We start from the raw sequence: 12612 nt of genomic DNA on the forward strand, positions 1-12612 counted from the left end.
CACCGCCGCGAGCTGCACACCTACAAGATCATCAAGCCTTTGAAATCACTCTGGATAAGAGTTGCGGAGGTACGCCACGACGCATAACGTCGAAGTCGGTGGGAACCGTTTTCGCCGGTGGCGAGGCGGTTCCCGCGGCAATTGCGGTATCGGAGAGGACGGAAATGCCTAGCGAGATTTTCACGGTCAGACGTGTTGATGTCCATACAGGTATGCCGTACACGGAGTTCGTCACCGCTCTGGAGAAAGCTGCGCCTCCCCTCGATCCTGGAGTGTTCGAACTCATCGAAGAAGAGGGCGGTAGCTGGGACGACGTTCGTGCGGCCATGGCGAAGATCGCCCCCCACCACCTGATTCGCTACTGGCGGATCAATGGTACGCAGGTCCTGAAGCTGGCCGGAGGCACGACCAGGTCGGTGGAGTACCTGATCGGAAATCACGTAATTGCCCAGAGTATGTTCCAGTACAATCCTCGAGCATTGCTGTATGCGCCTCTGCGTATGATGGTGTGGAGCGAAGACAAGGGCGACGCCGTTTGCACCATGCACCGCCCCAGTGACGAATTCAGGAGTCTGGGAAACGCGGAAGTGGCGAAGATCGGCGAAGATCTCGACAGGTATGTGATCGAGCTTCTCCGTCTGTGCGGGGTCGAAGCGGAGCAGGACTTCGCCTGAGGTGGCCGCGATCACGTGAACACGGACTACGGACAGCAGTCTCGGTGACGTACGAGATCACCGACGTTCGGGGACGGCCTGGACAAGGCAGTGAGCAAGGCGTTCACCCGACCGACACCGAAGAACGCGGGCGAGTGGATGCGGTACCTGGTCAAGCGGCTCGGCGGCAAAACAAGGCCGCCACGCAGGTGCTGCTGCGGGTCTCCCGCCGCACGGTGGAACGGTACGTGACGAGCTTCGCGTACCGGATGCGGCGCTCGTAGATGAGACGCCGTGATGATCCGCGCCCGGCCGCTGACCCGATCTCGGCCGGCACACCGGCCGGCTCAACGGCACCGGCCCGCCCGTGCTGTGGACCGCCGAGCACGACACGGAGCACGACGCCGAGCTCGTTCGGCGCGGCCGTGCCTGGTTCCCTCCGCTCCCCCTCCGGGTCGGCCCGACATCACGATGCCGTGGCGCGTCACCGCGCCACGGCATCTCGAAGTCTCGGCGAATCGGCCGCACTCAGGTGAGGTGTCACCTGATGCGGCCGAGCCGAATCAGCAGGTCGCGTTCAGACCCGCCCAGTTGGCACGGTCGTTGTAGCCGCCGTCGCCGGCATCGCCGACCACCAGGTCGAGCACCCGGACGCCGGTCAGGTCGACGTCGACCTGGCGGATGTCGTCGCGGGTCAGCGCACCGCTGTCGAACAGCACCTGGCCGTCACCGATTACCTGGAAGGCCGAAGTGCCGCCCTCCGGGCCGACGTTGCGTACCGCATCGTCGATGCCGACGGTCGCGGTCAGCCGGCTGCACCGGTCGCCGAGGTAGTAGCGGACCGTGGAGGGCGAAGCGACCCCGATACCGGTCGGGTAGACCTGGCCGAGCATGCTGATCGGCGACCATCCACCGACACTCAGGTCGACCGTCGGGCTCATCCACCCGCTGGTACCGCTGATCCACTGGTGGTGCGACAGCACGACGTCGCCGTCCGGCGCCGCCGGTGCGACCACCATCGCCGTGGACATCTCCTGCCGCAACCGCCCCTTGCCCATCACCTCGTACGACGACCTGGCAGTGAGCACGGCACTGCCCGGCGCGGCGGTGGTCGGCAGGGCCACCGTGAAGGCCAAGGTCACCGAGCGGTTGGGGCGCAGCAGCTTCGGCGCTTTGCCGAGCGGACGGGCCGTCCAGCCGGTAGGCACCGTCAACTCGACCCGCGGCGCGAAGACCGGCTGCGCACCGTCGTTACGGACGGTCACCTCGACCCGGGCCTGGTCGCCGCCGGCGGCCAGCGGGGCGGCACCGGCCGGTGTCGCGTCGTCACCGACCCGCGTCACCTGCGGCAGGCCGGTGACGACGTGCGGAACACCGGGCTTGCCCGTTGCCCGTCCTACCCGGAACAGGGCGGCGCCGTGGGCCGGGACGGCGGCGCTGATCGTGCCGGCGCTCTCGGTGACCTGGTCGGTCCATGCGTTCTTCAGGGTGAACCGGTGGCCGGACAGCCCGACCGACGACGCCTTCGTGGTCAGGGTCGCCGGGCTGTCGCCCCGGTTCAGCAGCACCACGGCACGGTCGCCTCCGGCCAGCCGCTTCACCCAGGTCTCCGTCGTACCGGCGGGCCCGACGCGGACGGCCTGGACACCGGCCGAATCCTGATTGATCGCGAGGACATCGCGGTCCTCGAGAATGCCGAGGGAGGTCGTGCTGAGCTTACGGATGTCGCTGCCGATCACCAGCGGTGCGGCCGCCACCGACCAGAGCGTCATCTGGGTACGGAACTCCTCGTCGGTCATCCCCAGCTCAGGTCCGAGGTAGTCCGGGTCGTTGAAGTGCCCCGGCCCGGCGGCCTCGGGGTGCCGCGCGTTCGCGTCGTAGTTCCGCAGCACGTCCTTGAACTTGATCTCGCCGACAAAACCCACATCCGTGTACGTCCGCCAGGACTGCGCGATCGCCGGCGCATAGGTCCAGGAGTACGTCGACTGCTGCTCCTCCGGGTAGTTGCCCCAGTCCGGGGAGGTCACCGGGTTGCAGAGGTTCAAGAGCATGGGGCGCTTGCTGGCGTTGTTCCGCAACGCCTTCGCGAACTCGGTGTAGACGGTCTTCGGGTCGAGGTTCGCGGCGATCCCGCAGAGGTAGTCCGCCTTGACCGCGTCGAACTTCCAAGCGGCGAACTGGTCCGCGTCGCGCTGGTAGTAACCGTGGCTGCCGAGGCCGCACTTGCCCGGGATGTACGGGCCGGCGTCGGTGTAGATGCCGGCCTTCAGCCCCTTGGAGTGGATGTAGTCAACCAGCGGCTTCAGCCCGTTCGGAAACTGGTCGGGGTTGGGCACCAGGTCGCCGGCCGCGCTGCGCGGGGTCGGCGCCGCCCAGTTGCCGTCGATCCAGACGTACTGGTAGCCGGCGTCGCGCAGGCCGCTGCTGACCAGGTGGTCGGCCACTGACTTGACCTCGGCCTCGGTCGGATCGCCACCCAGCGCGTAGTAGGTGTTCCAGCCCATGTACGGCGTCGGGCTCAGCGCCGCCCGAGGTGCTGGCGCCGTGACAGCGGCAGGGCTGGCCGCTGGGCTGGCTTGGGCGGATACAGGCACAACCAGCAAGCCCGTCAGGAGGGCAAGGAGGACGGTGAATTGTCGTTTCACATCGGCACCTTCGCTGTCCGATCGATCAGGCGTGCAGATCCGTCCTGGTCGTGAGTCCTACGTACCGCTCCCTCGCGGGGGGGTGCGGCGGTCGGGCTTCGGGCCAGGCCATGCCTGCGCGCCTGCGATTTGTTTCCAGGATCTTGCAGCGGTCGCCGGTGAGCGTCAATAATAATTCCTAAATTAGGAGTTACCAGTTTGGCTCCACGCTTGTCAGGCCTGTCAGGCCTGTCCGGCAGACCCAGCTCAGGTACGGGGAGACCGCGACGGGGGCGACTCGGTCGCGGCGGAACCCGGCGATCAGGGAGTGCGGGCCGCGATGTCGTCGGCGAGGACGATGTCTTCATCTGATCGGGCAGCACGTCGCTGCGTCGGTCGTGGTGCATCGCGGTCATGTGACGAGCGGGCCCCGGCCGTTGAGTCCCCTTCGTCCATTCAGGCGCGGTTCCCGAGGTCAGGAGCGTAGGGCGAGATGGTCCGGCGCAGGACTGTCTCGCTTGCGCGCCCTTCGAGCGTTGCGGGGTAGACCGGCCCGTAGGCGTTCGCCGCGATGGCGCACGGAGTGGTCCCTAGGGTCCCGACCGAGACCGAGAATGGGGCATCCGCCGACGCCGATTGCACGCCGGCCAGCGGTGGATGGCTCCAGCCGGCTCGGTTGAACCGGTGGAAGCCGCTGGGGGCTTCGACGGCGATCATCAGTCCGTTGCCGGGTCCCTCGCGGGTCCAGGTCCGGAGCCGTTCGGCGACTGCTTCCGCGTCGGCCGACGCGAGGCCGAGCCATCCGCGAGGCCGTGTCCGCTGATCTTCTGAAGGATGCGGCCACCGCCGAACTGCTCGTGCACGGTGCGCTTCACCACCAACCCGGACGACCACAAGAGCCTCGCCGGCCTCCTCACCGTCCACCCGCCACCCGCCCCATCGCCATCCACGACCGGTAGGGCGCGCCCCGCCGCACCGCCTCCGCACCATGCACAGCGGTACGGGGCGGTCAGCCACAGTCACCAACGGCAGCGCCCCAGTGCGCACTTCAGGACCACATATGCCGCTGACCAGCCCGGACTCCGACAAGGCACCCGTGATTCCCCGGCTCAGAGCGCGAGTTCGATTCTCGTCACCCACTCCACGACAAACCCCCAGGTCACCGACCCGGGGGTTCTTTGTTGTCTAGACCTCTTCAGGACCCTTGTGCCCGTTGCGTGCCCGATGGCAGATCGGCGGCCTTCCTGCGTTGCGCCTGCACCATCTGGTCCAGGCCGGCCGCCGCTTCCCGCTGACGCTCGTGGTCCGGACCTGGAGCACGTGGAGGATGCAGCCGCAGCAGAAATCTCGGTAGAAGAAGCTCTCTCGGGTCGTGAAGAGCTGATCCCTGGGCGGGCCGTGCGACAGTTCCCGTTACGCGACTTCCGCGGCTCGGGAAGTACCCGTCTTCCGTACCACCGGCGGCGTCGGCGTCGTCCATGGGATGCGGTGCGGGCCGGACCGCTGTCGCATCCCATGGACGCCTGGTCAGTCGAAGAGTCCTTCGACGACCTCTTCGGCGACCTCGCCGCCGATCTCTTCGGCCGTCTCTTCCGCGATCTCCTCGATGAGTTCTCCGAAGATGTCGTCCATCTGTTCAATCCTTCTCGTCGGCGTGGCTGACCCGTGACACGCGTGAGGTGGCTGCGGGGTCCTGGGCATCCGTTCAACGTGCCGTTTGTGGGGGCGAGTTCCCAGAAAATCTTCCCTCTTCGGCGGCAACCAGGTCCACCGGATCGGCACGCTGGCTGACCTCCGTGACCTGGCCGGGCTGGTGCGGCGTCCCGTTCGGGTTCGAGGGAACCTCACTGGATCCGTGACGCCCCGCGCCCTCCGCCGTCGGAGCACCCGGGCGCCCCGGAAGGAGCGCCCGGGACACGTCATGTTCCGGTGACCCGCAACCAGCAGGCGAGCAGGACGGGTTCGGGACGGTGGAGGCCGTTCGGGTCGATGTCGAACACCTGGAGTGCGCGGAGCATGCGGATGGACGGGAGCGGCTCGTCGCTCGACGAGTGCCCGGAGGTACCGCCTCAGCCGCGCTTCGTCCGCCGGGTCGCCGGCTCCTGGCCCGATCATCCAGGGAGTGATCAGCGGAGGATCCACATAGGGCCGCCAGACCTCGTCCGAAGTCCCCTCCGCCAAGGTCCCGTTCTCCCGTGTACTTCGCATATGCCCCCCATGCTCACGGCTCGCCGGAGGAAAGAAAAGGGTTCGACCCCACGAGAACCAGTTGACGGAGGGCCCCGGCGTACGAAGCAACTGCCTGGTCGGTAAACCGGTTTCCTGTCCCTACGGGCCGGCCGCGCCACAACGTGCCAGTCGGAGCGGTGTACGGCGGTCTCGAACGGCATGGTCAAGGCGACTCGCCGACGTCCCCGGATTACCGTTTCCACAGGTCAGACAGATCTCAGCGACCTCGTGCCGGGTGATTCCCAAGCTCGGGGCGCGAGTTCGATTCTCGTCACCCGCTCCACATAAAAGCCCCAGGCCAGCGGCCGGGGGCTTTCTTGTTGTCCAGTCCAAGGCGAGGGCCGCGCACCACTTGTGCACGACATCTACCTGCGGCAGGGCGTGGTTGTCGGCAAGTCCGTCGTGCACGTCGATGCGGAAGAAACGGTCCCGCAGGGATAAGGCCACCGTGATCTTTTGGCCGCGCCGCTGTGCACGATGGCGTTGGTGACCACTTGGACACGACCAACACCGCCTCCGCGGCGACATGGTCGAGGCCGGGGGGGGAGGTCGCCCGTCCACCCGCGGACGGGCTGCTCCGGGGTCCGTCCCCGCGGGCGCGGGGAGCAGAACGAGTAGTGCCTGGCGAACGACGTTCCCCCGGGTCCATCGCTGTCGGCGTATGGGCGTTCTAGCTGTGTTGGTGTCTGGCGACTCCTATGCGCGACCGTGTGACGCTTGGTCGGTTGCCGATCCTGAGGTCGTACGTGGCTGGGAGCGGAAGGTGCGGCGGTAGGTGTCCGGGGGGACGCCGAGGCTGCGGTTGAAGTGTCGGCGCAGCGTCGTGGCGGTGCCCATGCCGGTGGCCGCGGCGATGGTGTCGATGCTCTCGTCGGTCTTCTCCAGCAGTTCCTGGGCGTGGCGGATCCGTTGGGTCAGCAGCCATTGCAGGGGGGTGGTGCCGGTCGCCGCCTGGAAGTGGCGGCCCAGGTGGCGTGAGCTCATCCGTGCGTGGCGGGCCAGGTCCTCGACGGTCAGTGGCTGGTCGAGGCGTTCGATGATCCAGGGGAGCAGGGCGGCGAGTGGGTGGTCGTCCTGGGTGGGCACCGGCGCGGTGACGAATTGGGCTTGGCCGCCGGCCCGGTGCGGTGGTACGACGAGGCGGCGGGCGACGGCGTTGGCGATCGACGAGCCGTGGTCGAGGCGGACGAGATGCAGGCACAGGTCGAGCGCGGCGGCCTTGCCCGCGGAGGTGAGCACGCTGCCGTTGTCCACGTAGAGGACGTCCGGGTCGACCTCCACGTGGGGGTAGCGGGAGGCCAGGTCGTCGGTGTGTGCCCAATGGGTGGTGGCTCGCCGGCCGTTCAGTACGCCTGCGGCGGCCAGCACGAACGCGCCCGTGCACAAGGAGACGACGCGGGCGCCCGCGTCGTGGGCCGCGCGTACCGCCTCGACCAGTTCGGCGGGCGGGGCCACGTCGACGTCGGCCCAGCCGGGGACGATCACGGTGTCGGCGCCCTGGAGCCGGTCGAGGCCGTGGTCGGGCTCCAGCCGGAACGGGCCGAACCGCACCGTGTCCGGCCCGCAGACGGAGATGTCGTACCAGGGGACGGTGACTCCGTCCGGGGCGGAGCCGAAGACTTCATGTGCCACGGACAGTTCGAAGTGCAGCATCCCGTCGGTGACGGCCAGCGCGACAATGGTCATGTCCGTAATTGTATGGGAGATGTCGTTCCAGACACTCACGGGTGACGCTTCGACCGCGCAAGGATCGTCGCAGTTGACCGGTTCGAGCACAGGAGAGAAGTCATGGCAGCGAGGCAGATGGTGACGGTGTACGGCGCGTACGGGCACACCGGGCGGTTCGTGGTGGCACACCTGCGCGAGCGCGGATTTCTCCCGGTCCTGTCCGGGCGCGACGCCCACAAGCTGAAGGCGTTAGCGGATGCGTACCCCGGAGTCGAGGTTCGCCCTGCTTCGGTGGACAACCCGGCGTCGCTCGACCACGCGCTGGCAGGTGCGGCAGCCGTCATCAACTGCGCGGGCCCCTTCGCCACGACGGCCGCCCCCGTGATCGAGGCGGCCCTGCGGGCCGGGATCCCGTACGTCGATGTCGCGGCCGAGATCGAGGCCAACGCCGATACGTTCGCGCGATTCGCGGACCGTGCCCGCGACGCGGGCACGGCGATCGTCCCCGCGATGGCCTTCTACGGCGGCCTCGGCGACCTGCTGGCCACCGCGGCGATGGGCGACTGGACCGAGGCGAACGAGGCGCACATCGCGTACGGGCTGAACAACTGGGCCCCCACGGAAGGGACGCGCGCCGCGGGCAAGGTCTCCGCCGAGCGGCGAAACGGCCGCCGTGTCCGCTTCACGAAGGGGCAGTTGGAGTACCACAACGACGACCTGCCCACCCTGAAGTGGCACTTCCCGGACCCGTTGGGGCTCCGTACCGTCATCGGCGAGTTCACCATGGCCGACGTCGTCACCATCCCCAGCCACCTGTCCATCCCGGAAGTACGCACCTACATGACGACCGAAGCGGCCAGGGGTGTGTCGGCCCCGGACACGCCGACTCCCACCGCGGTCGACGAGCACGGGCGGTCCGCACAGACCTTCCTCGTCGACGTCGTCGTGCGCGCGGACGACACCGAACGGCGTGCCGTGGCCAGGGGCCAGGACATCTATGCCGTCACCGCACCGCTCGCGGTCGAAGCGGTCGACCGCATCCTCACGGGCCGGACCAGGACGGTCGGCGTCGCCTCCGCCGGCGAGATGTTCGACGCGCCCGGCTTCCTCCGCGCGCTGTCCTCGCACATCTCGGTGGTACTGCATCCTTAGCGGGAAGGGCGCCCACACTGCGGTCTGCGTGACCAGCGGGTTTCCTGGCGAGCAGGGGCGGCGTTGAACCAACTGCGACGGGAGCGACGAAGGCACCCGTGATTCCCGAGCTCGGAGCGCGAGTTCGGATCTCGTCGGCCGCTCCACGACTGAGGCCCAGGTCGGAGACCTGGGCCTTTCTTGGTGTCGGTCCTTGCAGCCTAGGCGAAGGGGTGGGCGGCGGCGTCGGCGGTGGGCTGCCAGGGGGTGACGAGCGGCTTGCTCACCGGGAGGGCTTCGTCCCCGGAGAACCTGAGCACCCCGGCCTCGTCGGCGTCGTCGGAGACCGAGATGACGAGCGTCTCGAACACCTTGCCCTCGTCGAGGCCGGTGCTCCGCGGCTGCACCGCGAGGTAAGCGGCGGTGGACCCCTTGAGCTTGATCGATTCGCCGGTCCCCCGATCGACGTCGGCGGCCACGGTGTCGGGGTCGGAGCCGAACATGACCTGCTGGGGCGGGCCTTGGAGGATGCAGGTCACACCCGGCTTGGCCTTCGCGGTGATCAGGTGGTAACCGCTGCCCTCGGAGAACGTCGCGGCCGTGAAGTTCAGATCGCCGTTGTCGCACTTCTTGGCGAAGTGGTCCTGCTTGGCGCCGTCGACGTCGTTGTCCTTTCCGGCGTCGGCGCCGCTGCTGTCGCCGTAGTAGTCGTCCTTGGCACCGTCGACGTCATTGTCCTTACCGGCGTCGGCGCCACTGTTGTCGCCGTAGTAGTCGTCCTTGGCACCATCGACGTCGTTGTCCTTACCGGCTGCCCCGCTCGCCGTTTCCTTGGCCGTCGGCGATGAGCCGACTATGGCGCCGGTCTCTTCAGGGCCGCACGCGGTGAGCGTGGCGGTGAGGGCCGCAATGGCGACTGCGCCCATGGCGAGGCGGGTGTAGCGGGAGGAACCTTTGGCGAGGCGCGAAATCATCTGTCTACTCCGTCGAGTTGTGGGTTGTTTGTTGTGGGTTGTTTGTTGTGGGTTGTGTGGTGCGTGTTGACTTGCTGGTGCGACAGGCGGTGGGGGCCACGGACAGCGTGTTCGCGGGGTACGTGCCCGGCGCCGCGTCGTACCCGTCAATCTCGGAGCCCGCGCATCCGGGAGTCGGCCGGGGAGAAGTACTTGTTCGCCGCCGGCTGGAACATCAGCACGACCGCACCGGCGATCAGAGCGACCGGACTGACGCTGATGAACAGGTCGTAAACGAGATCAGTCGTGGTCTCTTTGTGGAATTCGCTTGCGTTCATGCTGTTGATCAGGAAGAGCGTGACGAGGGCGGCGGAGGCGGTGACGAGGCCTCGCGCCCAGTTCCGTCCCTGACGCATCATGAGGACGAGGAAGAGGAAGCAACCGCTGGTGAGGACGAGGAAACCGGCAGACATCGCGACTTGTCGAATCGCTTCGCTGTCGCCCATTTCTTCGCGCATTTCATCGAGTCCCGAGGGCGAGAGGAGAAGTGTGTCCCACACCCAGAGGACAGCGTCCACGGCAATCGCCGTGAGGAGCAGCAGGAAAGCGGTTCGCACCTCCTTGGGGCGCGTCATGCTCCGGCTTGTTCCTTCATTGGTCGTCATTCTGGTTCTCCTCTGGTGGAGGGCATCCCTCCCGAAGGCGTACGAAGCGGTCAGTGGGGCAGGCTGATCGGGTGCGGCGCGTCGGCCGGGACCTGGTGCGGGTGAGGGGCCGCCGGAACGGGCGGGGTCGTCCGGCGATCGCGTCGGGTGGCGAGCAGCGTCATCGCGAGACCGACCTGCACCGCGAGGATGAACGCCTGGGTCACAGGCGAGTCGACACTCAGGACGGCCATGGTCGTGTTGAAGCCGAGGTGGACCGCGACGGCTGCCGCGACTCCGGCGCGCTCGTAGGCGTAACCGGTCAGCAGTGCCACGGGGAAGACGCTGAGCGAGAACATCAGGCCGCTCCAACTGAACAGACCGAGTTCGGCCTGGACCGTCCCTTCGATGAAGAACAGCGGCAGGTGCCAGACCGCCCAGACGCCACCCAGCAGCAGTCCGGCCTGGAGCCGGCTCATGGACGCCCGTAGACGGGGGTACGCGGTGCCGCGCCAGCCGGGTTCCTCGGCCAGGGGACCGCCGATCAGCATGCTGATGAGGAACGGCGCGATTCCGCCGACGCTCGAGATCAGTTCCTTACCCTCGGTCAGGCTCACCGTGGCGTCGCCGAGGAAGTCGGCGAGGAGCGCGCCCGCCACCAAGGACGCCGAAGACAGTGCCAGCAAGGGCAGCGCCCAGAACAGGCGTACGCCCTGCCTGAGTTTGACCGTACGAGCGGGTACGGGCTCCCCGCGGCGGCCACGCCGTACCCGGACCGCGATCGCGCCGAACACCGGGCCGAAGCCACCGAGCAGAAAAGGAAGGGCGGTGGGGGAACTCGTCGGCGATCCGCCGAGTGCGATCGCGGTCAGCCAGAAGGTCCAGGTCGTCGCGAAGGTGACAGCGAAGAAGAGGCCGAGGCCGCTTCGCCGGGTCCGAACTCCGCCGTCCTCGGCCTTCCGCGGCGCTTCGCCACTGACGGTGTGTCCGACTCCGCTGTTCTGCTGGAACATCTCCGCTGCCCTCTCCGCTGAGGCGCTCTCTGCGCCATGACCACGACGCTACGCACGGCGAGGGCTCGGAACACTGGGCGCAGGGCCCGGCGTTGAGGTGGTGCTGGGTACACCCCTGACGGAGGTACGCACCTCTCCGACGGGGCAGAGGTACGCCCCCCTCTCGGCCTTCTCCGACCGGTCGGGCGGTTCCGGCTCGCTGACTCACGTGTGTTTCCCGCCCAGTTCACCGACGGTGGCACCCGGCAGCCAGACCCGCCCGTTCCTATCCGCGGCGGGGGCAGGCACGGTGTTTCCGGGGAGTCGATACTCAGAGCCATGAACGGACAAGCTCAGCTCGGGGACTTCCCGAGGACGCGGTGTTCCCCGACACGTCCCACGGATGTCGCGGTGTGCACCGGACGAGTCCGAGCGGCCGCACCCACCCAACCCGGCCCGGGCGGAGCACCAGACCGGGCCTGACCTGGCCCGTGACGCACGAGCTCCTGCCGGCGGACCCTGCGCGGCCCCGCCCCCTTCCACTCCCAGCCAGACCCGTACACACGTCGGTGTGCCACCGCGGCATGCCCGAAACCAGTGAAGGAACACCATGTCCAAGAAGTCGCTCGCCCTCGCGGCGGCGTCGGCCGTCCTGATCGCGGCCACGGCCGCGGCGCTCAGCCCGGCCTCGGCCTCCGCCTCCGCCTCGGCTACAGCTACGGCTTCGGCCTCGGCCGTCGCGTCGCCGTCGACCGGCCAACGCGTCTCCGTGCACTTCGACCTGACGAAGGGTCAGACTCCGGAGAACATCGCCCTGGCACCGGACGGCGACGCGTACGTCACCTTCGCCGCAGGCCGCCAGGTCGCCAAGGTCTCCCGCGACGGCACCACCCGGATCCTGGCCACCCTGCCCGAGCCCGCCGACGGCGGCATCCACACCCCGGTGCTGGGCTTCCCGCTGACGGTCGGCATCGTCCGGGCCCAGGACGGCACCCTGTACTTCCTGTACGCCACCGGTACCGCCGACCTGACCGGCCTGTGGCGCCTGCGCCCCGGCGGCACACCGCAGCGGATCGCCGCGCTCCCCGAGAAGGGCCTCCCCAACGGATTGGCCCTCGACGCACGCACCCGCATGCTCTACATCACCGACTCCGTACTCGGCACCATCTGGAGGGTGCCCACCACCGGCGGCACCCCCACCGCCTGGTCCACCGCCCCCGAACTAGCTTCCACCGGCTTCCTCGGCGTCAACGGCCTGAAGATCCACCAGGGTGCGGTCTGGGCCACCAACCTCGACAAGGGAACCGTCCTGCGCATCCCCGTGCGCCCGTACGGTCGCGCCGGCCGGATCCGTACCGAGGCCACCGGCCTTCAGGGGATCGACGACTTCGCCTTCACCGGCCACGGCGACCAGTTGCTGGCCACGCTCAACGCCACGAGCGAGGTCGCGCTCGTCCAGCCCGACGGCAGCCACTCCATCGTGCTGACCCCGGCCGACGGTCTGCAGAACCCCACGGCCATCGCCCTGCGCGGAGACATCGTCCACGTGACGAGCGCCGCCTACCTCACCGCCAAGGACCCCAACCTGCTCCGCGTCCACCTGAAGCGCTGAGCACCAGGACAACGCCCCGGCAGGAAACGCACCGCCCCGGCAGGGAACGCACCGGCCCGCCCGGACCCGTCGCGCCCCTGCCGGGGCCTGTGCCTCACCACCCGTA

The 12612-nt window shown here is 68.3% G+C and carries 8 protein-coding genes and 1 pseudogene; 4 read left to right on the plus strand and 5 right to left on the minus strand.

The annotated features are described in order from the left end of the window. Positions 1-98: 98 nt before the first annotated feature. Both HA039_RS15800 and HA039_RS34005 read left to right on the plus strand, forming a co-directional pair. Positions 99-674, plus strand: a complete 576-nt coding sequence (locus tag HA039_RS15800) for a DUF302 domain-containing protein (RefSeq protein ID WP_208298625.1) — start codon at positions 99-101, stop codon at positions 672-674. 78 nt (positions 675-752) lie between these two features. Then, positions 753-904: pseudogene (locus HA039_RS34005) on the plus strand (telomere-protecting terminal protein Tpg); the annotation flags it as partial. Between the two features lie 312 nt (positions 905-1216). Here the strand turns inward: HA039_RS34005 and HA039_RS15810 are convergent. Next, complete coding sequence (locus HA039_RS15810; RefSeq protein WP_243869469.1) at positions 1217-3157, minus strand: NPCBM/NEW2 domain-containing protein; 1941 nt, start codon at positions 3155-3157, stop codon at positions 1217-1219. A gap of 3045 nt (positions 3158-6202) precedes the next feature. After that, on the minus strand, positions 6203-7192 hold the full coding sequence (locus HA039_RS15815) for a helix-turn-helix domain-containing protein (protein ID WP_167029768.1): 990 nt from the start codon (positions 7190-7192) through the stop codon (positions 6203-6205). 102 nt (positions 7193-7294) lie between these two features. On the opposite strand from HA039_RS15815, the gene HA039_RS15820 reads away from it, so the two are divergent. After that, entirely contained in the window at positions 7295-8326 is a 1032-nt protein-coding gene (locus HA039_RS15820) for a saccharopine dehydrogenase family protein (protein ID WP_167029771.1), read from the plus strand. A gap of 200 nt (positions 8327-8526) precedes the next feature. Here the strand turns inward: HA039_RS15820 and HA039_RS15825 are convergent, their stop codons facing one another. The 3 genes from HA039_RS15825 to HA039_RS15835 form a co-directional block, all read right to left on the minus strand. Beyond that, positions 8527-9279: a DUF4232 domain-containing protein gene (locus tag HA039_RS15825; RefSeq protein WP_167029774.1), complete on the minus strand. Its 753-nt coding sequence runs from the start codon at positions 9277-9279 to the stop codon at positions 8527-8529. 146 nt (positions 9280-9425) lie between these two features. Beyond that, a complete protein-coding gene (locus tag HA039_RS15830; RefSeq protein ID WP_167029777.1) occupies positions 9426-9923 on the minus strand; it encodes a hypothetical protein in 498 nt (165 codons plus the stop codon). A gap of 50 nt (positions 9924-9973) precedes the next feature. Beyond that, on the minus strand, positions 9974-10915 hold the full coding sequence (locus HA039_RS15835; protein WP_167029780.1) for a CPBP family intramembrane glutamic endopeptidase: 942 nt from the start codon (positions 10913-10915) through the stop codon (positions 9974-9976). 589 nt (positions 10916-11504) lie between these two features. Here HA039_RS15835 and HA039_RS15840 point away from each other — a divergent pair. Continuing rightward, on the plus strand, positions 11505-12506 hold the full coding sequence (locus HA039_RS15840; RefSeq protein ID WP_167029783.1) for an SMP-30/gluconolactonase/LRE family protein: 1002 nt from the start codon (positions 11505-11507) through the stop codon (positions 12504-12506). The last annotated feature ends 106 nt before the right edge of the window (positions 12507-12612 follow it).

It is taken from the genome of Streptomyces liangshanensis (assembly GCF_011694815.1).
Classification (GTDB): domain Bacteria; phylum Actinomycetota; class Actinomycetes; order Streptomycetales; family Streptomycetaceae; genus Streptomyces; species Streptomyces liangshanensis.

Bases quoted from the DNA above. Each gene is read 5' to 3' on its own strand.
- HA039_RS15810 (WP_243869469.1), bottom strand. From the start codon at position 3,157: ATGGGCTGGAACACCTACTACGCGCTGGGTGGCGATCCGACCGAGGCC.
- HA039_RS15815 (WP_167029768.1), bottom strand. From the start codon at position 7,192: ATGACCATTGTCGCGCTGGCCGTCACCGACGGGATGCTGCACTTCGAA.
- HA039_RS15820 (WP_167029771.1), top strand. From the start codon at position 7,295: ATGGCAGCGAGGCAGATGGTGACGGTGTACGGCGCGTACGGGCACACC.
- HA039_RS15825 (WP_167029774.1), bottom strand. From the start codon at position 9,279: ATGATTTCGCGCCTCGCCAAAGGTTCCTCCCGCTACACCCGCCTCGCC.
- HA039_RS15830 (WP_167029777.1), bottom strand. From the start codon at position 9,923: ATGACGACCAATGAAGGAACAAGCCGGAGCATGACGCGCCCCAAGGAG.
- HA039_RS15835 (WP_167029780.1), bottom strand. From the start codon at position 10,915: ATGTTCCAGCAGAACAGCGGAGTCGGACACACCGTCAGTGGCGAAGCG.
- HA039_RS15840 (WP_167029783.1), top strand. From the start codon at position 11,505: ATGTCCAAGAAGTCGCTCGCCCTCGCGGCGGCGTCGGCCGTCCTGATC.